The organism is Kitasatospora sp. NPDC040550 (assembly GCF_055594965.1).
The window spans coordinates 49,200-73,993 of the sequence record NZ_JBVIWC010000037.1 but is presented as its reverse complement, the minus strand read 5'-3'; the positions used below and the strand labels follow the sequence as shown (position 1 = coordinate 73,993).

Annotated in this window: 18 protein-coding genes; 6 read left to right on the top strand and 12 right to left on the bottom strand. The window is 72.0% G+C overall.

The annotated features are described in order from the left end of the window. Positions 1 to 348: 348 nt before the first annotated feature. A complete protein-coding gene (locus tag ACZ58X_RS36360; protein ID WP_470337842.1) occupies positions 349 to 2,292 on the bottom strand; it encodes a TIGR03960 family B12-binding radical SAM protein in 1,944 nt (647 codons plus the stop codon). 452 nt (positions 2,293 to 2,744) lie between these two features. Here ACZ58X_RS36360 and ACZ58X_RS36355 point away from each other — a divergent pair, with 452 nt between their 5' ends. Beyond that, positions 2,745 to 4,052: a M14 family zinc carboxypeptidase gene (locus ACZ58X_RS36355; RefSeq protein WP_470337841.1), complete on the top strand. Its 1,308-nt coding sequence runs from the start codon at positions 2,745 to 2,747 to the stop codon at positions 4,050 to 4,052. A gap of 94 nt (positions 4,053 to 4,146) precedes the next feature. On the opposite strand, the gene rodA is transcribed toward ACZ58X_RS36355, so the two are convergent. From rodA to folC, 8 genes are all read right to left on the bottom strand, one after another. Further along, a complete protein-coding gene (rodA, locus tag ACZ58X_RS36350) occupies positions 4,147 to 5,346 on the bottom strand; it encodes a rod shape-determining protein RodA (protein ID WP_470337840.1) in 1,200 nt (399 codons plus the stop codon). After that, positions 5,343 to 7,652 (bottom strand): penicillin-binding protein 2, encoded by a 2,310-nt coding sequence (gene mrdA, locus ACZ58X_RS36345; protein WP_470337839.1) that lies wholly within the window; start codon positions 7,650 to 7,652, stop codon positions 5,343 to 5,345. The genes rodA and mrdA overlap by 4 nt, the downstream gene beginning before the upstream one ends. Before the next feature lie 63 nt (positions 7,653 to 7,715). Beyond that, positions 7,716 to 8,357 (bottom strand): rod shape-determining protein MreD, encoded by a 642-nt coding sequence (gene mreD, locus ACZ58X_RS36340; protein WP_470337838.1) that lies wholly within the window; start codon positions 8,355 to 8,357, stop codon positions 7,716 to 7,718. 3 nt (positions 8,358 to 8,360) lie between these two features. Next, positions 8,361 to 9,314, bottom strand: coding sequence for a rod shape-determining protein MreC (mreC, locus tag ACZ58X_RS36335; RefSeq protein ID WP_470337837.1), 954 nt, complete (start codon positions 9,312 to 9,314; stop codon positions 8,361 to 8,363). 96 nt (positions 9,315 to 9,410) lie between these two features. Beyond that, on the bottom strand, positions 9,411 to 10,436 hold the full coding sequence (locus ACZ58X_RS36330; RefSeq protein ID WP_360228991.1) for a rod shape-determining protein: 1,026 nt from the start codon (positions 10,434 to 10,436) through the stop codon (positions 9,411 to 9,413). A gap of 339 nt (positions 10,437 to 10,775) precedes the next feature. Then, positions 10,776 to 11,189, bottom strand: coding sequence for a nucleoside-diphosphate kinase (ndk, locus tag ACZ58X_RS36325; RefSeq protein ID WP_350505447.1), 414 nt, complete (start codon positions 11,187 to 11,189; stop codon positions 10,776 to 10,778). Positions 11,190 to 11,281: 92 nt separating this feature from the next. Continuing rightward, entirely contained in the window at positions 11,282 to 11,626 is a 345-nt protein-coding gene (locus ACZ58X_RS36320; RefSeq protein WP_360228906.1) for a DUF4233 domain-containing protein, read from the bottom strand. A 1-nt stretch (position 11,627) separates the two neighbouring features. Beyond that, entirely contained in the window at positions 11,628 to 13,019 is a 1,392-nt protein-coding gene (gene folC, locus ACZ58X_RS36315) for a bifunctional tetrahydrofolate synthase/dihydrofolate synthase (protein ID WP_470337836.1), read from the bottom strand. Between the two features lie 231 nt (positions 13,020 to 13,250). Between folC and ACZ58X_RS36310 the strand changes: the two genes are divergently transcribed. The 3 genes from ACZ58X_RS36310 (at position 13,251) to ACZ58X_RS36300 (ending at position 17,632) form a co-directional block, all read left to right on the top strand. Then, positions 13,251 to 14,684, top strand: coding sequence for a glycosyltransferase (locus ACZ58X_RS36310; protein ID WP_470337835.1), 1,434 nt, complete (start codon positions 13,251 to 13,253; stop codon positions 14,682 to 14,684). A 71-nt stretch (positions 14,685 to 14,755) separates the two neighbouring features. Then, positions 14,756 to 15,919 (top strand): non-hydrolyzing UDP-N-acetylglucosamine 2-epimerase, encoded by a 1,164-nt coding sequence (gene wecB / locus ACZ58X_RS36305; RefSeq protein ID WP_470337834.1) that lies wholly within the window; start codon positions 14,756 to 14,758, stop codon positions 15,917 to 15,919. Between the two features lie 162 nt (positions 15,920 to 16,081). Next, positions 16,082 to 17,632 carry a chitinase gene (locus tag ACZ58X_RS36300; RefSeq protein WP_470337833.1) on the top strand — a complete coding sequence of 517 codons (1,551 nt, stop codon included), beginning with the start codon at positions 16,082 to 16,084 and terminating at the stop codon, positions 17,630 to 17,632. Positions 17,633 to 17,650: 18 nt separating this feature from the next. On the opposite strand, the gene ACZ58X_RS36295 is transcribed toward ACZ58X_RS36300, so the two are convergent. Continuing rightward, on the bottom strand, positions 17,651 to 18,175 hold the full coding sequence (locus ACZ58X_RS36295; protein WP_470337832.1) for a hypothetical protein: 525 nt from the start codon (positions 18,173 to 18,175) through the stop codon (positions 17,651 to 17,653). A 377-nt stretch (positions 18,176 to 18,552) separates the two neighbouring features. Further along, complete coding sequence (locus tag ACZ58X_RS36290) at positions 18,553 to 21,189, bottom strand: valine--tRNA ligase (RefSeq protein ID WP_470337831.1); 2,637 nt, start codon at positions 21,187 to 21,189, stop codon at positions 18,553 to 18,555. Between the two features lie 190 nt (positions 21,190 to 21,379). Here ACZ58X_RS36290 and ACZ58X_RS36285 point away from each other — a divergent pair, with 190 nt between their 5' ends. Next, entirely contained in the window at positions 21,380 to 22,219 is an 840-nt protein-coding gene (locus tag ACZ58X_RS36285) for a flagellar basal body-associated FliL family protein (RefSeq protein ID WP_470337830.1), read from the top strand. 109 nt (positions 22,220 to 22,328) lie between these two features. Next, a complete protein-coding gene (locus ACZ58X_RS36280) occupies positions 22,329 to 23,132 on the top strand; it encodes a hypothetical protein (RefSeq protein WP_470337829.1) in 804 nt (267 codons plus the stop codon). A 98-nt stretch (positions 23,133 to 23,230) separates the two neighbouring features. Here the strand turns inward: ACZ58X_RS36280 and clpX are convergent, their stop codons facing one another. Continuing rightward, positions 23,231 to 24,520 (bottom strand): ATP-dependent Clp protease ATP-binding subunit ClpX, encoded by a 1,290-nt coding sequence (gene clpX / locus ACZ58X_RS36275; RefSeq protein WP_030283761.1) that lies wholly within the window; start codon positions 24,518 to 24,520, stop codon positions 23,231 to 23,233. Between the last annotated feature and the right edge of the window lie 274 nt (positions 24,521 to 24,794).

Here is a 24,794-nt window from a genome sequence, read left to right as displayed (position 1 = left end):
GTCAGACGAGGCCCCTTGGCACCCCGGTCCTTCCGAATCTCGAAGTCCATAACACCCCTTGAGCTGGGGTGTTGCAACGACCACTAGAACCTAAGAGACCAGGGAGGGCTCTACGCATGGCCTCAGAGCCTCAGACCCACTCGATCGAGGACTCGATGCCCGGGGCACTCCGGGCGGCGGGCAGAGGGGTCCTCCGGCCACCTTGCCGGGCCTCCCGGACGGCAGCGGCGGCGGGCCCGCCCGGGGCGCGCGTCATACCGAGCGCGCCTAGGACGAGCTCCCGCTCACCCTCCGAGAGCCTGTGAAGTAAGTCACACAGTTCACTCGCCGTGTCACCCACGCCGCCGCCTACTTCTGCTGGTCAGCGCCGCCGACGACGGTCAGCGGGAGCAGCTTCTTTCCCGTCGGGCCGATTTGTATGGCCGTGTCCATCTGGGGGCACACGCCGCAGTCGAAGCACGGCGTCCAGCGGCAGTCGTCGACCTCGACCTCCTCCAGGGCGTCCTGCCAGTCCTCCCACAGCCAGTCCTTGTCGAGGCCGCTGTCCAGGTGGTCCCAGGGCAGCACCTCCTCGTAGGAGCGCTCGCGGGTGGTGTACCAGTCGACGTCGACGCCGGTGGCGGCCAGGCCCTTCTCGGCGGAGAGCATCCAGCGGTCGTACGAGAAGTACTCGCGCCAGCCGTCGAAGCGGCCGCCGTCCTCGTAGACCGCGCGGATGACCGCGCCGATCCGGCGGTCGCCACGGGAGAGCAGGCCCTCGACGATGCCGGGCTTGCCGTCGTGGTAGCGGTAGCCGATGTTCTTGCCGTACTTGCGGTCGCCGCGGATGGAGTCGCGCAGCTTGGCCAGACGGGCGTCGGTGGCCTCGGCGGACAGCTGCGGGGCCCACTGGAACGGGGTGTGCGGCTTGGGCACGAACCCGCCGATGGAGACGGTGCAGCGGATGTCGTTCTGGCCGGTGACCTCGCGGCCCTTCTGGATGACGTTCTTCGCCATCTCGCCGATCTGGAGCACGTCCTCGTCGGTCTCGGTGGGCAGGCCGCACATGAAGTACAGCTTCACCTGGCGCCAGCCGTTGCCGTAGGCGGTGGCGACGGTGCGGATCAGGTCCTCCTCCGACACCATCTTGTTGATCACCTTGCGCATGCGCTCGCTGCCGCCCTCGGGGGCGAAGGTGAGGCCCGAGCGGCGCCCGTTGCGGGACAGCTCGTTGGCGAGGTCGATGTTGAAGGCGTCGACGCGGGTGGACGGCAGCGACAGGCCGATCTTGTCCTCGGTGTAGCGGTCGGCCAGCCCCTTGGCGATGTCACCGATCTCGGTGTGGTCGGCGCTGGACAGCGACAGCAGGCCGACCTCCTCGAAGCCGGTCGCCTTGAGCCCGCGCTCGACCATCTCGCCGATGCCGGTGATGCTTCGCTCCCGCACGGGGCGCGTGATCATGCCGGCCTGGCAGAAGCGGCAGCCGCGGGTGCAGCCGCGGAAGATCTCCACGGACATCCGCTCGTGCACCGTCTCCGCGAGCGGGACCAACGGCTGCTTGGGGTACGGCCACTCGTCCAGGTCCATCACGGTGTGCTTGGACACCCGCCACGGCACGCCCGGGGCGTTCGGCACGACGCGGCCGATCCGGCCGTCGGCCAGGTACTCCACGTCGTAGAACTTCGGCACGTACACGCCGCCGGTGCGCGCCAGGCGCAGCAGCAGCTCGTCGCGCCCGCCCGGGCGGCCCTCGGCCTTCCAGGCGCGGATGATCTCCGTGATGTCGAGGACGGCCTGCTCGCCGTCGCCGATCACCGCGCAGTCCAGGAAGTCCGCGATCGGCTCCGGGTTGAACGCCGCGTGGCCGCCGGCCAGGACGATCGGGTCCTCGTCGGTCCGGTCCTTGGCCTCCAGCGGGATGCCGGCCAGGTCGAGCGCGGTCAGCATGTTGGTGTAGCCGAGCTCGGTGGAGAACGAGAGCCCGAACACGTCGAAGGCCTTGACCGGGCGGTGGGCGTCCACCGTGAACTGCGGCACCCGGTGCTCGCGCATCAGGGCCTCGAGGTCCGGCCAGACGCTGTAGGTGCGCTCGGCGAGCACGCCCTCGCGCTCGTTCAGCACCTCGTAGAGGATCATGACGCCCTGGTTGGGCAGCCCGACCTCGTAGGCGTCGGGGTACATCAGTGCCCAGCGGACGTCGCAGGCGTCCCAGTCCTTGACGGTCGAGTTGAGCTCGCCGCCGACGTACTGGATCGGCTTCTGGACGTGCGGGAGGAGGGCCTCCAGGCGTGGGAAGACCGATTCGACAGTCATGTACTAGGAACCCTTACGACGTGATTCGATGCCGCGAGTCGGCACGGGAGGGGTGACCCTCAAGGGTAGCCCAATCCGGGGAACGACCCGTCCGGGGCGGTTGCCCGCCGGTGCGCCCCGGCGCGATCGGCACCCGCCGGTGACCGCCCCGGCACGCGCGGTGCGCGCCCGCCGCCCGGCCCCGTCCGCCGTTGACACGCCCGGAACGCCCGTGCGGTACTGACAGGGCCCTGCTCGAGGCCCTGCACCCCTTCCGGAGACGGGAGTTGGGTCGTACGCTCGGCCAACGCCGACTCCCCGGCGGCCCGCTCGCCCCCGTACGCCCTCCCCCGTCCCCGCGCGGCCCCCTCCCCAGGCCCCGCGGAGCCCGTCCCCCCGGCCCGCAGGCCGCGTCCGGCGGCGCGGCACTCCCGCGCGCCCCGGCGGCCGTGCGACCGGTCGCAAGGAGAACCATGACCGACACCGGTCGGCGGGTCCGGCCCCTGGCCCTGCGCGCCCCCGACGCCCGGCCGGCCCGCTACCCCACCGCGGCCCAGGCCGAGAGCGCGGCCCGCCGCCTCGCCCTGCGCCACCCCGACCGCTGCCGGCTGCGCGAGGTGGGCCGCTCCCGGGCCGGGCGCCCGCTGCTGCTGCTCTCGGTGGACCGCGGGCCGCGCGCCGCCCTGGTGGTCGGCGGCCCGCACCCGAACGAGCCGATCGGCACCGCCGCCGCCGTCCGGCTGGCCGAGGTGCTGCTGGAGCGCCCCGCGCGGCCCGGCCTGTCCTGGCATCTGCTGCTCTGCCTGGACCCGGACGGCGCCGCCCTCAACGCCGGCTGGCTGGACGGCCCGCTCACCATGCGCCGCCACTACGAGCACTTCTTCCGCCCCGCCTTCGAGGAGCAGCCCGAACTGCTGCCCGCCCCCGGCTCCGGCCGCCCGCCGATGCCGGAGAGCCTGGCGCTGACCGGGCTGATCGACGAGCTGCGCCCCTTCCTGCAGTGCTCGCTGCACGGGGTGGACTTCGGCGGCGCCTTCGTCCAGCTGACCGGCCCGGTGCGCGGCCTGGCCGAGCGCTTCGCCCGCTCCGCGGACCGGGCCGGCATCCCGCTCGACGTGGACTCCTACGACGCGGTCGGCTGGTCCAGCCCCGCCCCCGGCACCTATCTGATGCCGCCGCCCGGCAGCACCGGCACCCCCCGGGCGCTGCCGGACGAGCCCGAGCTGTCCACCTGGTCGTACGCGGCCCGGTACGGCGGGGTGACCGCCGTCCTGGAGGTCCCGATGTGGGCCGTGGACGCGGTCGGCGACGCCCGGATCCATCCGGCCGGGCCGCGGGCCGTCGGCGAGGCGGCCCGCGAGCTCACCCTGCGCACCGAGCAGCTCGACGCGCTGCTCGCCCGCGTCCCGGCCCAGGCCCGGGAGGCGTACGGCCCGCTGGTGCGCACCGTCGAGTTCAACCTGGCGGTGGCCCCGCGGATGGCCGCCGAGTGGCTGGAGCTGTGGTGCCCCGGCCCGCTGAGCGCCGCCCGGGCGACCACGGCCGGGCTGGTCGCCGCCCGGCTGCCGCTGCGGGTCGCCTCGATCCTGCTGCGGCTGCTCGCCGATGCCCGCGGTCCGGCCGCCGAGGCCACCCGGGAGCGCGCCCGCGCCGTCGTCGCGGACAGCCTGGACCGGCTGCGGCACCGCTTCGGGGCCCGCTGGGTGCCGGTCCAGGAGCAGCTGGCCCACCAGACCCGGGCGGTCCTGACCGCCGCCGACTGCCTGCTGCAACCGGTCTGACGTAGCGTCAACTCTCTTCTCCCGCAACGGAGAAGGGCCGGTCCGGAGGAATCCGGACCGGCCCTGGGGAGCCGACGACTCCGGGGAGCCGAGCTCAGGCCGCTATCGGCCGCTGGCTGCGCACCGCCTGCAGCAGCCCGATGCCGATCCAGACCGCGAACATCGAGGAGCCGCCGTAGGAGACGAAGGGCAGCGGGATGCCCGCGACGGGCATGATGCCCAGGCACATCCCGATGTTCTCGAAGGCCTGGAAGGAGAACCAGGCGATGATCCCGGCCGCCACGATCGTCCCGTACAGGTCGGTGGCCTGGCGGGCGATCCGGCAGGCCCGCCAGAGGATCACGCCGACCAGCGAGATGATGGCCAGCGCTCCGACGAAGCCCAGCTCCTCGCCGGCGACGGTGAACACGAAGTCGGTCTGCTGCTCCGGCACGAACTGCCCGATGGTCTGGGTGCCGTGGAACAGCCCCTTGCCGGTCAGTCCGCCCGAGCCGATCGCGATCCGGGCCTGGGCGGTGTTGTAGCCGACGCCGTTGGGGTCGAGCTGCGGGTTGGCGAAGGCCGCGAAGCGGTCGATCTGGTACTGGCTGAGCAGCCCGAGCTTCCAGATCGCGATGCTCCCGCTGACGCCGAGCGCCAGGATGCCGAGCACCCAGCGGTTGGCGGCGCCGGAGCCGAGCAGGATGCCGAGCACGATCGCGGACATCACCATGACCGACCCGGCGTCCGGCATCAGCAGCACCAGGCCCATCGGCAGGCAGGCCCAGACCAGGCCCCGGAACACCGCCCGGTGCGAGGGGAACTCCCGCTCCCCCGCGTCGACCTGGTCCGACAGCACGACGGCCATCGCCAGCAGGATGGCGACCTTCGCGAACTCGGCCGGCTGGACGGAGAAGCCGCCGCCGAGCTGGATCCACGAGTGGGCGCCGTTGACGGTGGAGCCGATCGGGCTGAGCGTCGCCATCAGCAGCAGGATCACGCCGACGTAGACGAAGGGCACGAGGGTGCGGACCCGCCGTGCTCCTATCGCTATCACCACGGCGCACAGCACCAGGCCGATCACGAAGTTCGTCAGGTGCCGGTAGAGGAAGTACTGCGGGTCCCCGTGGGTGAGGTTGTCGCGCCCGCGGGTGGCCGACCAGACCAGCAGCGAGCCGAGGAGCGAGAGGGCCAGGCCGGCCAGCAGCAGTATCCAGTCCAGCCGCCAGAGCGGGGAGTCCTTGGCCAGGGCCTTGGAGACCCCGCTGCGCTGCGGGCTCAGCCGCAGCTGCCGGTACGAGCCGTAGGAGGTCATGCCCGTCCCCTTCCCGGGCGGTTCGGTTCGAGGGCCGCGGCGGCCGCGGTGTACGACGCCGGGCTGTCGGCCGGGGGTGCCGGGTCGAGGAAGGCCGCCGCCGGGGCGGCGTCCGCCTGCGCCGGGGCGGCGTCCAGCAGCACCGGCGCGGCCGGGGCGAGCGGCGCGACGGAGGCCCCCTGGGCCGCACCGGCGTCGTACGAGGCCGGCTTGATGATCGCGGTGCCGTCCGGGTTGAACTTCGGCAGCTGGCCCTGCGGGGCGGGCAGCAGCGCCTTGCTGTTGTCGATGTTGCCCTTGTCGTCCACGCCGTACAGCGCCTGGTAGATCCGGCGCACGGCGTCGCCGGAGCCGCCGGAGCCGGTGCCGCCCTGGCTGATCGTCATGACGACGGCGTAGTCCTTGCTGTACGTGGTCAGCCAGGAGGTGGTCTGCTTGCCCTCGACCTCGGCGGTGCCGGTCTTGGCGTGCAGCTCGATCTTGTTCTGCGGCCAGCCGGCCCCGGCGAACTTCCAGGCGGCGGTGCCGCTGGTGATGACGCCGGCGGTGGCCTGGTCGATGTAGCTGAGCAGCTTCTGGTCGCCGGGGAACTTGGCGTCCTCGTGCGGGGCGATGTCGCGGACGAGGTCCCCGCTCGGGCTTATCACCGCCTTGGCGATGGTCGGCCGGTAGAAGGTGCCGCCGTTGGCCAGCGCCGAGTAGATCCGGGCCATCTGGACCGGGGTGACGAGGGTGTCGCCCTGGCCGATCGCGAAGTTGACGGCGTCACCGGCGCGCATCTGGTAGCCGTCGACGCAGTTCTCCCGGGCGATCTGGTCCGAGAAGCTGTTGCCGCCCTTCTGCGCCTGGGCGCACCAGGCGTCCTTGTTGTTGTCGTAGAAGGACTGCTTCCACTGCCGGTCCGGCACCCGGCCGGGGACCTCGGCCGGCAGGTCGATGCCGGTCTTGGCGCCGAGGCCGAACTCGTGGGCGGTCTTGAAGAACCAGTCGCCCGGGTTCTTCGGCTTGATGCCGCCGTCCTTCATCCACTGGTCGTACGCCAGGCCGTAGAAGACAGTGTCGCAGGAGACCTCCAGCGCCTTCTCCAGGGAGATGGAGCCGAAGTTCTCGCTCTCGAAGTTCTTGAACTCGCGGCCGCCGATGGTGAGGCTCTTGGGGCACGGGTAGGTGCCGTCCAGCGAGTAGCCGGCCTGCACGGCGGCGGTGGTGGAGACGACCTTGAAGGTCGAGCCGGGGGCGGACTGACCCTGTATGGCCCGGTTCAGCAGCGGGAAGTTGGAGTCCTTGCTGGTCAGCGACTGGTAGTCCTTGCCGCTGATGCCGCCCACCCAGAGGTTGGGGTCGTAGGTCGGGGCGCTGGCCATCGCGACGATCCGGCCGGTGTGCACGTCCATCACGACGGCGGCGCCGGAGTCGGCCTCGTAGTTGCGGTTGGTGACCTTGTCGAAGGTGTTCCGGGCGTCGGCCATGGCCTGCCCGAGGTTGTCCTCGACGACCTTCTGCACCCGGGCGTCGATGCTGGTGACCAGGTTGTTGCCGGTCTGCGGGGCGACGGTGCCGGCGGTGCCGATCACCCGGCCGAGGTTGTCGACCTCCAGCTTGGTGATGCCGGCGGTGCCGCGCAGGTCGCGGTCGTACACCGACTCCAGGCCGGCCCGGCCGATCTGGTCGGCCGGCAGGTAGCGGTCCAGGCCGCTCTTGCCGGCGGTCTTGCTGACCTCGTCGTCGGTGACCGGCGAGAGGTAGCCGAGCACCTGGGCCATGTTGGCGCCCTCGGCGCCGGTGTAGCGGCGCACGGCGGTGGGCTGCGCGGTGACCCCGGGGAAGTCCTCGCGGCGCTCCATTATCTGCATCGCCTGCTGGGTGGTCGCCTCCTTGGTGACCGGGATCGGCTGGTAGGGGGAACCGTTCCAGCAGGGCTGCTGGGTCTTGGCGTCGCAGAGCCGGACCTTCTCCTGGACGTCCTTGGCGGGCATCCCGAGCACCTCGGCGAGCCGGCCGAGCACCCCCTTGCCGCCGTCCTTCTGCTGGAGCAGCGAGGTGCGGCTGACGGACACCACCAGCCGGGTCTCGTTGCCGGCCAGGATCCGCCCGGAGGCGTCCAGGATCTCGCCGCGGACGGCCGGTTCGACCACCTCGCGGATGTGGTTGCCGGTCGCCTTGGCGGTGTACTCCTTGGCGTTGCGGATCTGCAGGTACCAGAGCCGTCCGCCCAGGGTGGCGAGCAGCGACAGCACCAGGATCTGCAGCACCACCAGACGGATCGTCACCCGCCGGGTACGGCCGGTCTCGGGGATGTTGCTCACGTCTCGTGCGCTCCAGGGGTGCGGGAGGGTCAGGAGGTCTGGGGGCGGGCCTGGACCGGCCGGTTACGGGCGCCGGGCGAAGCCGGGCACGCGCCGCTTCTTGTACGACGGGCCGCTGGAGACCTCGCGGGTGGTGCGGTAGCGGGCCAGCGTGCCCAGGCCCGGGCCGCCGTCGTCGTCATCGCTGGCGGCGGCCACCGGGTCGCGGCCGAAGCGGCGGCCGAACAGCATCACCAGCGGCACCACGAACGGGGCCAGCAGCAGGTCGTACAGCAGGGCGCTGATCACCAGGCCGCCGAGGCCGACGTGCCGGGCCGCGGTGTCGCCGACCAGGGCGCCGACCATCGCGTACAGCAGGGTGGAGGCGATCGCCGCGGCGCCGACCACCAGCAGCGCGCTGGAGACGGAGCGCTGGCGGCCGTGCTCGGGGCGCAGCAGCCCGGCGGCGTAGCCCATCAGGCAGAGCACCAGGGCGTAGCGGCCGATCGCGTGGTCGGAGGGCGGTGCGAGGTCGGCCAGCAGGCCGGCCGAGAAGCCGACCAGGCAGCCGCCGGTCGGCCCGTAGACCATGGCCAGGCCGACCACGACGAGCAGCAGTATGTCCGGGGTGGCTCCCGGGAGCTGGAGCCGGCCGAAGACGCTGACCTGGAGGATCAGGCCGAGCAGGATCAGGACGGCCGAGACGGGGATGCGGGCGAGGCGCATGGCTCAGTTCCCCCCAGTGGGCTTGGCGGGCGGGGCGGCGGGCGCGGAGCCCTGCGGCTGGGCGGGCGCGGCCGGGGCCTGGCTCTGCCCCGGGGTGGGGGCGGGCGGGAGCACGGCGTCGCGCGGGTCGGTGCGCGGGGGCACGACGACCACGCCGACCAGGTCCAGTCGGGTGAACTGGACGAAGGGCTCGACCAGGACGGTCTTGGTCAGCTGGCCGGCGTTGGCCTGGACCTCGACGACCTTGCCGACCGGGACGCCGGGTACGAACGGGCGGCCGCTCTGCGAGCCGAAGGTGACCAGCCGGTCGCCGGTCTTGACCTGGGCCTTCCCGTTGAGCAGGGAGACCTTCATCGGGCTGTCGCCGCCGCCGGAGGCGAAGCCGATCTCGCCGCTGCCCTCCAGCCGGGTGCCGGCCGAGAAGCCGGGGTCGGAGGCGAGCAGCACGGTGGCGGTGGTCGGGCCGACGGTGGTGATCCGGCCGACCAGGCCCTGGCCGTTGATGACGGTCATGTCGCGGGTGAGGCCGTCGTCGCTGCCGGCGTCGACGGTGATGGTCCAGGAGAAGCCCTGGGCCGGGCCGATCGCGATGACCTGGGCGGCCTTGACGGTGTAGCCGCCGGCGCCGGCGGTGCGCAGCAGGTCGTCGAGCTGTTTGGTGCGCCCGGTGGCCATGTCGGAGGAGGCGAGCTTCTGCCGCAGTTCGGTGTTCTCGCGGGCGAGCTGGTCGGTGCGGCCGCTGTCGGTGGCGGCGTCGCGGAAGGCGCGGACGGTGTCCGCGACCGGGTCCACGACGGTGGCGGCGCCGCGCTCGACCGGGCCGAGGACCTTCGCGGCGGCGTGCCGGGCCGGGCCGAGCGGGGAGTCCTCACCGCCCTTGATGTCCACGGTGATGAGCGCGAAGGCGACGGCCACCAGCAGGATGAGCAGCAGCCGGCTCTCTCGTGTGTCCCTCACGGTGCTGGTACTGCCCCTTCGTACCTGGCGGCCGCCCGGGGCTGTGGGGCCCGGGCGGCGGCCCGTTCAGTTGAGTGTCGGATTGTCGTCGTGGTGCTAACGGCGCGGCGAGGCGTCCAGTACCTGCTGGAGCGCCTCGAACTCCTCGACGCACTTGCCGGAGCCGAGCGCGACGGAGTCGAGCGGGTTCTCGGCGATGTGGATCGGCATGCCGGTCTCGCGGCGCAGCCGCTCGTCCAGGCCGCGCAGCAGGGCGCCGCCGCCGGTGAGCACGATGCCGCGGTCCATGACGTCGCCGGCCAGTTCGGGCGGGCACTGGTCGAGGGTGGTCTTGACCGCGTCGATGATCGAGTTGACCGGCTCGTCGATGGCGGCGCGGACCTCGGCGGCGGAGATGACGACGGTCTTGGGCAGGCCGCTGACCAGGTCGCGGCCGCGGATCTCGGCGTGCTCGTCCTTCTCGCCCTCCAGGCCGAAGGCGCTGCCGATGCTCATCTTGATCTGTTCGGCGCTGCGCTCGCCGAGGAGGAGCGAGTACTCCTTCTTGATGTGCTGGACGATCGCGTTGTCCAGCTCGTCGCCGGCCACCCGGATGGACTGGGCGGTGACGATGCCGCCGAGGGAGATGACGGCGACCTCGGTGGTGCCGCCGCCGATGTCGACGACCATGTTGCCGGTGGCCTCGTGGACGGGCAGGCCCGCGCCGATCGCGGCGGCCATCGGCTCCTCGATGATGTGCACCTGGCGGGCGCCGGCCTGCGAGGAGGCCTCGATGACGGCGCGGCGCTCGACGCCGGTGATGCCGGAGGGCACGCAGACCACGACCCGCGGGCGGGCCAGGTAGCGGCGGCGGTGGATCTTGAGGATGAAGTAGCGCAGCATCCGCTCGGTGATCTCGAAGTCGGCGATCACGCCGTCCTTGAGCGGGCGGATGGCGACGATGTTGCCGGGCGTGCGGCCGATCATCTTCTTGGCCTCGGCGCCGACCGCCAGGATGCCGCCGGTGTTGGTGTTGACCGCGACGACGGACGGCTCGTTGAGGACGATCCCCTTGCCCCTGACGTACACCAGCGTGTTGGCTGTTCCGAGGTCGATCGCCAAGTCGCGGCCGATGAAGGACAGGTTGCTCGCCATGGGGTGTGGGTGCCTTCCCGGGCTCGGAGTTCTTGGGGGTGGACGGATGCGCGCCCACGCTTGGGCGGAGACCAGCTGAGCTGCCGTACCGGGCCCTTGAGTCGCGTCCATCGTAGTCACGCCGCACGGCACGGACATCGACGCGGGGCATACCGTCCATTGTCCGGAGCGTGATCGCTTCTCCGAGCATTGGGACGCCGTGTCGGCGTTCCCAGTTCCCTATTTCACGATAAGAATGCCCCGGCCGGGCCAATGGTCCCGACCGGGGCGGTACGAACGTCCTGCCGGGCGTGTCGCCCTGAGGGTCCGTCTCCGACGGAGCCGGGATCAGGCGTTCGCGGGGAAGAAGATCTTGATCTCGCGCTCGGCGGACTCCGGGGAGTCGGAGGCGTGGATCAGGTTCTCGCGGGTGATCGTCGCGTAGTCGCCGCGGATGGTGCCGGAGCCGGCCTCCAGCGGGTTGGTGGCGCCGGCCAGCATCCGGATGCCCTTCACGACCTCCTCGCCCTCGACGATCATCGCGATCGAGGGGCCGGAGGTCATGAACTCCAGCAGCGGCTCGTAGAACGGACGGCCGACGTGCTCGGCGTAGTGCGTCTCCAGGGTCTCCCGGTCGAAGGTGCGCAGCTCGACCGCGGTCAGCTGCCAGCCGGCCTTGCGCTCGATGCGGCTGATGATCTCGCCCGCCAGGCCGCGGCGGACGGCGTCGGGCTTGAGCAGGACGAGAGTGCGCTGGGACACGGTGCGTCTCCTGGTGATCTGGTACGACATGCGGTATGGGGCAGAGGTTACCTTGCGTGAACGACCGGTCGGTTGCGCCCACCCGACCGGGTTCAGGCGGCCTGGGCCTCGGCGGCGGCGCGGGCGGCCTTGAACTCGTCGACCTTGCGGCCGTAGTGCACCGAGCACCACCACAGGCCGGCGAAGACCACGCCGAGGCCGAACATGGTCGGCAGGACGAAGCCGCTGGCGATCAGGCCGATCTGCAGCGCCCAGCCGATCTGCACCGCGCCGGGGCGGTTGATCATGCCGCAGAGCGCGATGCAGAGCGCCATCGCGATGCCGCTGACGATCCAGACGGTGGCCGTCGAGACGCTGGAGAGCTGCATCGCGACCAGCGCCGCGAACATGATCAGGAGCGCTTCGCCGATCAGCGTCGAGGAGCAGAGCGTCCTCATGTCACTTCCTCCCGAGCAGCAGGCGGGCCTCGCCCACCGTGATGACCGAACCGGTGACCAGCACCCCGGCGCCACCGAGGTCGCCCTCCTCCTCGGCCAGGGTGACGGCCGCGGTGATGGCGTCGTCGAGGCGGGGCTCGACCTGGACGCGGTCGTCGCCGAAGATCTCCACGGCCAGGGCCGCGAGGGCGTCCACGTCCATGGCGCGGTGGGTGGAGTTCTGGGTGATGACGACCTCGGCCAGGATCGGCTCGAAGGCCTCCAGCACGCCGGCCACGTCCTTGTCCCCCGAGGTCCCGATCACGCCGACCAGGCGGGTGAAGCCGAAGGACTCGGAGATCGCGGAGACGGTGGCCCGGGCGCCGTGCGGGTTGTGCGCGGCATCGAGGATGATCGTGGGGCTGCGGCGGACGATCTCCAGGCGGCCCGGCGAGGAGACGCCGGAGAAGCCCTGGCGGACCTTGTCGACGTCCAGCTGGCCGCCGCGGGCGCCGCCGACGCCGAAGAAGGCCTCGACCGCGGCCAGCGCCAGCGCCGCGTTGTGCGCCTGGTACTCGCCGTGCAGCGGGATGAAGACGTCCTCGTACTCCTCGCCGCCGAGTCCGCGCAGCGTCACCAGCTGGCCGCCGACGGCGAGCTCACGGCGGATCACGCCGAACTCCATGCCCTCGCGGGCGACCGTGGCGTCCACCTCGACGGCCCGGCGCAGGATGACCTGGGCGGCGTCCAGCTGCTGCTGGGCGACCACGGCGACGGCGCCGGACTTGATGATCCCGGACTTCTCGACCGCGATCTCGCCGGTGGTGTTGCCGAGCTTGTCGGTGTGGTCCAGCCCGATCGGGGTGATCACGGCGACGGCGGAGTCGATGACGTTGGTGGCGTCCCAGGAGCCGCCCATGCCGACCTCGATCACCCCGACGTCCACCGGGGCGTCCGCGAAGGCCGCGTAGGCCATGCCGGTGAGCACCTCGAAGAAGGACATCGGGACGGGCTTCGCGGCGTCGACCATCTGCACGTAGGGCTCGATGTCGCGGTAGACCTCGACGAAGCGCTCCGGGCTGATCGGGGCGCCGTCCAGGGTGATCCGCTCGGTGACGCTCTCCACGTGCGGGCTGGTGTAGCGGCCGGTGCGCAGCTCGAAGGTGTTGAGCAGCTGCTCGATCATCCGGGCGGTGGAGGTCTTGCCGTTGGTGCCGGTGATGTGGATGGAGGGGAAGGACCGCTGGGGCTGGCCCAGGATGTCCATCAGCGCCTCGATCCGGTCGAGCGAGGGCTCCAGCTTGTTCTCCGGCCAGCGCTCGGAGAGCGCCAGTTCGACGTCGCGCAGGGCGTCGCCGGTGCTGCCGTCGGCGGGGCGGAGGGTGTACGGATTCGGGTCGGCCTTGTCGCTCACGACCACAGTCTACGGAGCGGCGGCGGCCCGTCCTCACAGGGCGAGGGGTACGGCGCCGACGGGACGGCGGCGCGGTGGGTGGCGGGGTGAGAACGGCCACTTTGCCCCGTCTTTGCCCTAGTTCTTGAGTTTGCTCCCTTTACTATCGATTTGGCGAGTTTGAACGGCAATGGAGCATCGATTCGCAACCAACAGGAGCTGACAGCCTTTGAACATGAGGAGCACTGCGCCATGCCCGACGCCCTGCACGACTGGATGGTGCTCCGCCAGGACGCCGTCGTCTGGTTCGCCGGACTGATCTCCCTGGCACTCGTCGGCTACCTGGCCCTCGTCTTCGGACGCTTCCTCGTGTACTGGGCCGGCTCCCGCCACGCCTTCCGGCACAGCCGCCCCTCCCCGCCCGGCGACCCCGCCACCCTCCAGTGGCACCTGGTCATCCCCTGCCGCGACGAGGAGGCCGTGGTCACCCAGACCCTGGACGGCCTGCGGACCAGCGCACCCGAGGCCCACCTCTGGGTGATCGACGACGACAGCGAGGACGCCACCCGCGAACTCGTCCTCGCCGCCGCGGCCCGCGACCCGCGGATCCACCTCGTCCAGCGCCGCCGCCCGCACGCCCGGATCGGCAAGGGCGCCGCGCTCAACGCCGCCTACCGCGAGATCTCCGCCTGGCTCCCCGAGTCCACCGACCGCTCCGCAGTGGTCATCGGCGTGGTCGACGCCGACGGACGGCTCGACCCCGGCACCCTCGGCCAGGTCTGCAACCCCAAGGCCCTCGGCCGCCCCGACACCGGCGCCGTCCAGATCGGCGTCCGGATGCGCAACGCCGACGACCGACGCCCGCTGCCCGGCCGCGGCCGCACCGCCAACGCCCTCGCCCGCGCCCTGGTCCGGATGCAGGACGTCGAGTTCCAGGCCAACAACGCCGGCATGCAACTGCTGCGCCGCCGCACCGGCAGCGTCGGCCTCGGCGGCAACGGCCAGTTCGTCCGGCTCACCGCCCTCGACTCGCTCACCGCCGAGGAGGGCCGGGCCGGCCGCCCCTGGCCCGAGCGCGCCCTCCTGGAGGACTACGAGTCCGGCCTCGACCTGCGCCTGGCCGGCTGGCGGCTCACCCACGTCACCGAGGCCCAGGTCTCCCAGGAGGGCCTGATCTCGCTGCGCCGCTTCCTCACCCAGCGCACCCGCTGGGCCCAGGGCAACATGCAGTGCCTGCGCTACACCGGCCGGGTGCTGCGCTCCCCGCACTACCCGGCCGCCGGCAAGGCCGAGGTGCTGTACACCTTCCTCCAGCCGGTGGTCTGCGTCCTGCTGGTGCTGCTGTTCCCGCTCTCGCTCGCCATCACCGCCGCCGGGCTGGTGCTCTTCCCCGCCGAGACCACCGAGTTCCAGCTCCGGTTCGGCCCGTGGATGCTGCTCGCCTTCGTGCTCGCCACCCTGCCGATGGTGTTCTGGGGCCTCGCCTACCGCAGGGCCGTCCACCCGGACCGCAGCCGGCTCACCGGACTGCTCTGGGGCGTCCTGGTCTGGCTGTACGCCTACCACCTCTTCATCGTCGCCGCCCGGGCCGCCGTCCGGCTGCTGCTCGGCCGCAACGGCTGGGCCAAGACCCGGCGCAACGCCGAGAAGGTCGCCGTCGGCGCCCCCACCGCGCTCGAATCCTGAGCCCCCACTCCCCCACCCCCCCCCCCCGCGCCGCCTCCCCCCACCCCGCGCCGTCCCTCCGGAGCCCCCGCATGAGCATGTGCCTGCCCCCGAACAGCGTCGCCGTCGTCCTCGGCACCCGCCCCGAGCTGGTCAAGCTCGCCCCGCTGATCCACGAGCTCGGCGACGCCACCCGGCTGGTGCACACCGGCCAGCACTGGGACGAGGCGATGTCCGGCCGCTTCCTGCGCGACCTCGACCTGCCCGAGCCCGAACTGCTCACCGGCGTCGGCGGCCGCCCCCGGGCCGGCCAGATCGCCCGGTCCCTCGGCCAGCTGGACACCGCCTTCGCCGAGGACCGCCCCGCCGCCGTCGTCGTCCAGGGCGACACCAACGCGACCCTCGCCGGGGCGCTGGCCGCCAACGCCCGGGAGATCCCGCTGGTGCACGTCGAGGCCGGGCTGCGCAGCTACGACCGGGCGATGCCCGAGGAGCACAACCGGGTGATGGTCGACCACGTCTCCGACCTGCTCTGCGCCGCCACCGAGGACAACGTCGCCAACCTGCGCGCCGAGTCCCTCGACCGGGGGCGGATCGAGCTCACCGGCAACACCGTCGTCGAGGTGGTCCGCCGTCAGCTGCCCGACGCCGACACCCGCGCCGCGCTGCTCGCCGCGCACGGGCTGCGCCCGGACGGGTACGTGCTGGCCACCGTGCACCGCCCGGAGAACACCGACACCGCCGAGGCGCTCGGCGCCGTGCTCGCCGAGCTGGACCGGATCGCCCGGGCCGGCACCCCGGTGCTGTTCCCGATGCACCCGCGCACCCGGGCCGCCGTCGAGCGCTTCGCACTGGATGCCCTGCTGGAGCACCTGGCCGTCACCGAGCCGGTCGGCTACGGCGACTTCCTGGGCCTGGCGAGCCACGCGGCGCTGCTGGTCTCCGACTCCGGCGGCGTGCAGGAGGAGTGCACTGTGCTCGGCCGTCCGCTGCTGGTGGTGCGCCGCTCCACCGAGCGCCCGGAGGCCGTCGACGCCGGCTTCGCCGCGCTGGTGCGGCCCGGCGAGGAGCTCGGCGAGCTGGCCCGCGGCTGGCTGTCCGACACCCCCGAGCGGCTGGCCCGGCTGGCCGCCACCCCGAGCCCGTACGGCGACGGCCGCGCCTCGGCCCGGATCGCCGCGCTGACCTCCGCTCTGGCCGGGGCCGCCGGGGCCGACGACCGCGCCCCCGCCCAGGCGGCCCCGGCGGCCGCGTAGGGCCCCTTGACAGCCGGATTGGTCTACTCCACCTTGTGAGGCAAGTCTCCGTTCCCGAGCGGGACTTGAGTTGTCGGTAGCTCCCGCACGCGCACCATCGACACCCCGGACGGCACTGACCCCACCCAGCGCCGCCGGGCCTCCCCCACTGGAGATGGAGTCATGCCACCTGCCCGACACCGGCGCCCGCGCGCCCTCCGCCCGCTGCTCGCCGGCACCTGCGCCCTCGTCCTCGGCCTCGGCGGGCTCGTCCTGGCCGACGGCACCGGCGCGCACGCCGCCGACACCGACCTGATCACCAACGGCGGATTCGAGACCGGGGACCTCTCCGGCTGGACCTGTTCGAACGGCACGGTCCAGGGCACCACCACCCACGCCGGCCGGTACGCCCTGCAGTCCACCCCCGCCGGGTCGGACACCGGCGAGTGCACCCAGACCGTGCCGGTGAAGCCCTCCTCCTCGTACACCCTGAGCTCCTGGGTCCAGGGCTCGTACGTCTACCTGGGCGCCCGCGGCACCGGCGGCGGCGATCCGAGCACCTGGCCCCCCGGCGGCAGCGGGTGGAGCCTACTGAGCACGAGCTTCACCACCGGCCCGGGCACCACCAGCGTCACCGTCTACCTGCACGGCTGGTACGCGCAGCCGGCCTTCCTCGCCGACGACGTCACCCTGCTCGGGCCCGGCGGGCCGCAGCCGTCCCCCAGCCCGACCGCCACCGCGACCGCCACCGGCACCGCCTCACCGAGCCCGACGGCCACCGGCACGGGCACCGGCACGCCCACCCCCACCGGCACCTCGACCCCGACCAGGCCGCCCGGCCTGCCCAAGCACGTCCTCACCGGGTACTGGCAGAACTTCGACAACGGCGCCACCGTGCAGCGGATCGGCGACGTCCCGGCCGCCTACGACATCATCGCGGTCGCCTTCGCCGACGCCACCGCCACCCGCGGCGGCCTGGGCTTCACCCTGGACCCGGCCCTGTCCACCAAGCTCGGCGGCTACACCGACGCCCAGTTCAAGGCCGACATCGCGGCCAAGCGGGCGGCCGGGAAGCGGGTGGTGCTCTCCGTCGGCGGCCAGAACGGCACCGTCTGGGTCGGCGACTCCGCCTCCGCCGCGACCTTCGCCGACAGCGCCTGGGCCCTGATGCAGAGCTACGGGTTCGACGGGATCGACATCGACCTGGAGAACGGCATCAACTCCACCTACCTGGGCCAGGCGCTGCACTCCCTGGCGGCACGGGCCGGCAGCGGGTTCGTCCTCACCATGGCGCCGCAGACCATCGACATGCAGTCGACCGGGATGGAGTACTTCAAGCTGGCGCTGAACGTGAAGGACGTCCTCACCATCGTCAACATGCAGTACTACAACTCCGGTGCGATGAACGGCTGCGACGGCAACGTCTACTCCCAGGGCACCGAGAACTTCCTCACCGCCCTGGCCTGCATCCAGCTCAAGGGCGGACTGCGGCCCGACCAGGTCGGCCTCGGGGTGCCGGCCTCCACCAGCGCCGCCGGCGGCGGCTACACCGACCCCGGCACGGTGAACAGGGCGCTGGACTGCCTGGCCTCCGGCACCAACTGCGGCAGTTACCGGCCGGACACCGCCTGGCCCGGCATCGGCGGGGCGATGACCTGGTCGACCAACTGGGACGCCAGGGCGGGCAATCCGGTCTCCGCCACCATCGGCGCCCACCTGCACGCCATGCCGTGAGCCGCCCCCGGGCCGGGGTCAGACCCCGGCCCGGGCCTCCGGGACGTGTGCGGAGCCGCCATGCCGACGGCGCAACTCGGCCGTGATCTCGGCCAGTTCACCCTCGGGCAGCAGCGGCAGCATCATCGCGACGCCCTGCAGCAGACCGCCGAGCAGGAAGGTGGTGTCCGCCGTCGCCGCGACCAGGCCGCGGACCTCGGCCACCCGGCCGTCCGCGACCGCCTCGATCAGCTGGGCCGCGTTCGCGCTCTCCTCGTCCACCTGGACGGCGGTGCTGTCCTGAGGGGCCCGACGGGCCATCGCCCGCAGCACCCGGTCACCGACCTCGGGGGCGTACGCCTTGCGGACGGCCTCGGCGGCGATCCAGGTGAGCAGGGTGGTCACCTCCCGCTCGGCGTTCTCCGTCAGCAGCAGGTCCAACTCGTGGTCGAACGCGAGCTGGTTGCCGTGGCGGAAGGCGAGCAGCAGGGTCGCCGCCCTGGCCTTGGCCTCCTCGACCGCCTCGGCAGGCAGTTCCTGGGCCAACTCCTCGGTCACCACCACGCCATGCCTCCCGTCCGTCGCTCAGCAGGAACGCTCAGCAGAAACACCTTCGGTAACTCCGAGCACACCGTACACATCCGACCTGGAAACTTCGGCGAACGCGCGCGGGCAAGACCGGAATCAATTCGCTCGGAATAGGACCTCACCCGGTCCAGGATGAATATTCGCCGGAAGGGAGCAATGTTGCTGCTCTATTAGGCGTAGCGGCCGTCCCGTCGGACCCGGCGAAAACGGCGCGCCGAAAACGCGCGCGCCGGAACGAGCGCGCCGCACCCGGACGTGCCGAAACGGGCGCGCCACAAACGGGCGCGCCGGAAAACGCCGAGGGGCCGCACCCCGCGCGTCGCGGAATGCGGCCCCCGAGGGGCGGTGCGGGCTCAGCCCTGCGGCAGCGCCGCGAGCTGGGCGGTGATCCGGGCGATGTCGGCCTCGGCGGCCTCCTGACGGCCCCGGATCTTGGCGACCACCTCGTCCGGCGCCTTGGCCAGGAAGGCCTCGTTGCCGAGCTTGGCGGTGGTCTGGGTCTTCTCCTTCTCGGCGGCCGCGAGGTCCTTGGCGAGGCGCTTGCGCTCCGCCGCGACGTCGATGGTGCCGGAGAGGTCCAGCGCGACGGTGGCACCGGCCACCGGCAGCGAGGCGGTGGCCGCGAAGCCCTCCTCGGGGACGGTCAGCCGCAGCAGCGAGCGGATCGCGTCCTCGTGGACGGCCAGCACGGTGCCGGCCAGCTCCAGCTGGGCCGGGACGCGCTGCGCGGGCTGCAGGCCCTGGTCCGAGCGGAACCGGCGGACCTCGGTGACCACCTGCTGCAGCGTGGCGACCTCCGACTCGGCGGCCGCGTCACGGTAGCCGCTGTCCTTCGGCCACTCGGCGACGACCAGCGACTCGGCGCCGGTGAGCGTGGTCCACAGCGCCTCGGTGACGAACGGGACGACCGGGTGCAGCAGCCGCAGGGTGACGTCCAGGACCTCGCCCAGGACCCGGCGCGAGGCGTCGGCCTGCGGGCCGCCCTTGGCCAGGGTGGTCTTGGAGAGCTCGACGTACCAGTCGAAGACCTCGTCCCAGGCGAAGTGGTACAGCGCGTCCGAGAGCTTGGCGAACTGGTAGTCCTCGTACAGCCCGTCCACCTTGGCGACGGTGGCGTTCAGCCGCGACAGGATCCAGCGGTCGACCGCAGTCATCTCCTCGGGCGCCGGCAGCGGGCCCTCGGTGGTGGCGCCGTTCATCAGCGCGAAGCGGGTCGCGTTCCAGATCTTGTTGCAGAAGTTGCGCGAGCCCTTGACCCAGTCCTCGCCGATCGGCACGTCGGCGCCCGGGTTGGCGCCGCCGGCCAGGGTGAAGCGGACGGCGTCGGCGCCGTAGGCGTCCATCCAGTCCAGCGGGTCCACGGCGGTGCCGGAGGACTTCGACATCTTCTTGCCGAACTCGTCGCGGACCAGACCGGTCAGCGCGACGGTCTTGAACGGCGCCTCGCCGTCCATCGCGTACAGGCCGAACATCATCATCCGGGCGACCCAGAAGAAGATGATGTCGTGGCCCGTCACCAGGACGTCGGTCGGGTAGAACTTCTCCAGGTCGGCGGTCTTCTCCGGCCAGCCCAGCGTGGAGAACGGCCACAGGCCGGAGGAGAACCAGGTGTCCAGGACGTCCGGGTCCTGGACCCAGCCCTCGCCGGTCGGCGGCTGCTCGTCCGGTCCGACGCAGACGACCTCGCCCTCGGGGCCGTACCAGACCGGGATCCGGTGGCCCCACCAGAGCTGGCGCGAGATGCACCAGTCGTACATGTTGTCGACCCAGTCGAAGTACCGGCGCTCCAGCTCCTTCGGGTGGATCTCCACCTTGCCGTCGCGCACGGCGTCGCCGGCGGCCTTGGCCAGCGGCCCGACCTTGACCCACCACTGCAGCGACAGCCGCGGCTCGACCACGGTGTGGCAGCGCGAGCAGTGGCCGACGGCGTGCATGTACGGGCGCTTCTCGGCGACGATCCGGCCCTGCTCGCGCAGCGCGCCGACGACGGCCGAACGGGCCTCCATCCGGTCCAGGCCGAGGAAGGGGCCGTGCACGGTGATCGCACCGCGCTCGTCCATCACCGTCAGGTTCGGGAGGTCGTGGCGCTGGCCGATGGCGAAGTCGTTCGGGTCGTGCGCGGGCGTCACCTTGACGGCGCCGGTGCCGAACTCCGGGTCGACGTGCTCGTCGGCGACGACCGGGATCTCCCGGTCGGTCAGCGGCAGCTTGATGGTCCGGCCGATCAGGTGCCGGTAGCGCTCGTCGTCCGGGTGGACGGCCACCGCGGTGTCGCCCAGCATCGTCTCGGCCCGGGTGGTGGCGACGACGATCGAGTCGTCACCGTCGCCGTAGCGGATCGAGACCAGCTCGCCCGGCGTGTCCTCGTGCTCCACCTCGATGTCGGACAGCGCGGTGAGGCAGCGCGGGCACCAGTTGATGATGCGCTCGGCGCGGTAGATCAGGCCGTCGTCGAACAGGCGCTTGAAGATGGTCTGGACGGCCTGGGACAGGCCCTCGTCCATGGTGAACCGCTCGCGCGACCAGTCCACGCCGTCGCCGAGGCGGCGCATCTGGCCGAGGATGCGGCCGCCGTAGCTCTTCTTCCAGTCCCAGACCTTCTCGACGAAGGCCTCGCGGCCCAGGTCGTGGCGGGAGAGGCCGGCCTCGGCGAGCTGCTGCTCGACCTTGTTCTGGGTCGCGATGCCCGCGTGGTCCATGCCGGGCAGCCAGAGCGTCTCGAAGCCCTGCATCCGCTTGCGGCGGGTCAGCGCGTCCATCAGCGTGTGCTGGAAGGCGTGACCAAGGTGCAGGACGCCGGTGACGTTCGGCGGGGGGATGACGATCGTGTACGCGGGCTTGTCGCTCTTCGCGTCCGCGGTGAAGTAGCCACGGTCCACCCAGCGCTCGTACAGCTCGCCCTCTACGTCCGCGGGGGTGTAGGTCGTCGGGAGGGTTGCCGCATCGTCCCCGGTGGTGCTCACGGGGCGCTGGTTCGTCGTGTCGGTCACGACGCACAGTTTACGTAACCGGGGGCGCTGGTTACGAACCGCTTTCGGTCCGCGGACTCGGCCGGTCCGGGCGCTCCCGCCGCCGGTGCCGTGCGGTAGCGTGCCCGGGCACTCGTCCGGGTGACCGGGCGTGCACGGACATACCCATACGAAGATCGGCCGCGGGTGCGGCGGGGGAGCACGAGGACACATGTACGGCCAGGGACAGGGACAGCAGTATCCGCAGCCGCAGGGCCAGCCCTACGGCGGCCAGCCCTACGGCGCTCCGCCGCCGCCGCAGCCCTACGGCGCCCCGCAGCCCCAGTACGGGTACCCGCCGCAGCAGCCCTACGGCGCCCCCCAGCCGCAGTACGGCGGGCCCCCGCAGGGCCCGTACGGCCAGCCGGGCTACCCGGCGCCGCCGCGCAAGGGCAAGGGCGGCCTGGTGGTCGGCCTCGTCATCGGCGCCCTGGTGCTCGGCGGCGGCGGCTTCGCCGCCTGGAAGTTCCTCGGCGCCGGCAGCGACTCGGGCGGTCAGTACAAGCTCAGCGCGCCGCAGACGCTGCTGGACGGCTACGTCCAGAAGTCGGCGAAGGAGGAGGCCGTCGACATGAGCAAGCCCGATGTCGCCAAGATCGGCACCGACCTGCACGGGCTGGGGGCCAGCTACAGCAAGGGCGCCGACATCAAGAACATGGACTCGCTGTCGATCCTCGGCGTCTACGGCACCCTCAACGACCCCGCGCAGATCATCGCCGACTCCAAGAAGGACAGCGGCGGCCTGACCTGGTCCACCCCGATGACCGACTTCCCCGCCAAGGACGGCCACGCCTCCGACGGCAAGCTCAGCTGCGGCGTCGCCAGCATCATCGGCAAGCCCGGGCCGACGGTCTGCGTCTGGGCCGACAAGTCCACCTACGGCCGGGTCACCTTCAGCCACCTCAGCCTGGGCACCACCGGCAGCACGGGCGGCAGCGACTCCGGCCTCACCCCCGACCAGGCCGCGGAGAAGACCCGCACCATCCGCGACGCCATGAAGGTCGCCCGCTGACCCGGAGCCCCCGCCCGGCCTCCCCGTAGCAGCAGCGCACCCCGCAGCAGCACCACACCGCCGGCACCCCCGGCGGTCTCCACGCGCGACGTCCCAGAAAGGGCCCCGCATGTCCGACCAGAACCCGTACGGGCCCCCGCCGCAGCCCGGGTACCCGGCGACGCCGCCGCCCGCCGCCCCCGGCTACGGCGGCGTCCCGCCGCAGGCCCCGCCGCCCGGCTACCCCGCACCCGGCGGGCCGGAGGGCGGCGGCTACCCGGGCCACCTGGAGGGCGCGCCCGGGGCCTACCCCGGTTACGGCGGATACCCGCCGGCGCCGCCGCGCAAGTCGCGCCGCACGCTGTGGATCGTGCTCGGCACCGTCGGCGCCGTGCTGGTCGTCCTGATCGGCGTGTTCGGCTACCTGGCCTGGAACGTGACCAGCGGCACCGGCACCCAGAAGCTCGTGATGCCGGCGACCTTCAAGGACCTCAAGGCCAACGACGACCCGGCGGTGACCGGGAAGCTGCAGGACGAGCTGACCTCCAAGATCGGCCAGGGCGACGGCAACTGGAAGCCCACCGGCGTCGCCGGGGTCTACCAGGACTCGGACTCCACCCCGCAGCTGATCGCGGTCGGCGTCTACGGCAAGGTGCTGCTGCCCAAGCAGGAGCTGGACCAGATGTTCGCCGGCTTCTCCGGCGCGGGCGGCACGATCAGCGGCCGGCACTCGGTGGACCCGGGCCCCAAGGGCGGCCAGATGGACTGCGCCACCTCGCAGAGCGGCGAGAGCAAGCTGGCACTCTGCGCCTGGGCCGACAAGAGCACCGTCGTCATGGTGCTCAAGGGCTCCGACGACGGCACCCAGCCCGACATCGACAAGCTCGCCGCCGACACCCGCGACCTGCGCGCGGTCGCCGAGGTGCCCAAGTAGGCCCGCCCGGACGGCAGCAGTGAAGGGGCCCCGCACCGGCATCCGGTGCGGGGCCCCTTCACTGCCGAGGGCCGGGGGCCGAGGGCTCAGGTTCAGGTTCAGGCGCTCTTGTCGCGGCGCTCGCGCTTGATCATGTCGCGCGGGACGAGGGTGGGGATGGCGTGCTTGGAGACGACGTCCCCGGTGACCACCACGCGGGCGACGTCCTGGCGCGAGGGGACCTCGTACATCACGGACATCAGCACCTCCTCCATGATGGCCCGCAGACCGCGCGCGCCGGTACCGCGCAGGATCGCCTGGTCGGCGATCGCCTCCAGCGCGTCCCGGGAGAACTCCAGCTCCACGCCGTCCAGTTCGAAGAGCTTGCGGTACTGCTTGACCAGCGCGTTCTTCGGCTCGGTGAGGATCTGCAGCAGCGCCTCGCGGTCCAGGTTGTGCACGCTGGTGATCACCGGCAGACGGCCGATGAACTCGGGGATCATGCCGAACTTCACCAGGTCCTCGGGCATCACCTGGCGGAAGTGGTCGCTGGCGTCCGACTCGCGCTTGGAGCGGATGTTGGCGCCGAAGCCGATGCCCTTGGCACCCGCGCGACCCTCGATGATCCGCTCCAGGCCGGCGAAGGCGCCGCCGACGATGAACAGCACGTTGGTGGTGTCGATCTGGATGAACTCCTGGTGCGGGTGCTTGCGCCCGCCCTGCGGCGGCACCGAGGCGGTGGTGCCCTCCAGGATCTTCAACAGCGCCTGCTGCACGCCCTCGCCGGAGACGTCCCGGGTGATCGACGGGTTCTCGCTCTTGCGCGCGACCTTGTCGATCTCGTCGATGTAGATGATCCCGGTCTCGGCCTTCTTGACGTCGTAGTCGGCCGCCTGGATCAGCTTGAGCAGGATGTTCTCGACGTCCTCGCCGACGTAACCGGCCTCGGTCAGCGCGGTGGCGTCCGCGATCGCGAAGGGGACGTTCAGCATCCGGGCCAGGGTCTGCGCCAGCAGGGTCTTGCCGGAGCCGGTGGGGCCCAGCAGCAGGATGTTCGACTTGGCCAGCTCGATCGCGTCCTCGCGGCCGTTGCCGCCGCTCCGGCCGGCCTCGCCCGCCTGGACCCGCTTGTAGTGGTTGTAGACCGCGACCGACAGCGCCTTCTTGGCGAGGTCCTGGCCCACCACGTACTGGTCCAGGAACTCGTAGATCTCGCGCGGCTTCGGGAGCTCCTCGAAGCGGACCTCGGAGGTCTCGGCGAGTTCCTCCTCGATGATCTCGTTGCACAGGTCGATGCACTCGTCGCAGATGTACACGCCTGGGCCGGCGATCAGCTTCTTCACCTGCTTCTGCGACTTGCCGCAGAACGAGCACTTGAGCAGGTCGCCACCGTCTCCGATGCGTGCCACGAGGTGCTTCCCCTTCGCCAGGGGCCCCGCGGGGGTTCCGGGGCCTGGTGCTGTGGACCGTCCGCGCCGACGGCGCTCGGTCTCGCTATCCGACGGTACTCTGCCGGGCCCGTGATTCCGTCCTCTTCGCCGGGTCTGCCCTACGCCCTGGGCGAATTGATACCGAACAGATGCCGTGACAGCGCCCGCCGACGGGCCGGGGGGGGGGGGGGGGGAGGGAGGGGGGGGGGGGGGGGGGAGGGGGGGGGTGCAGAAAGGAAGCGCAGGCGTTGGT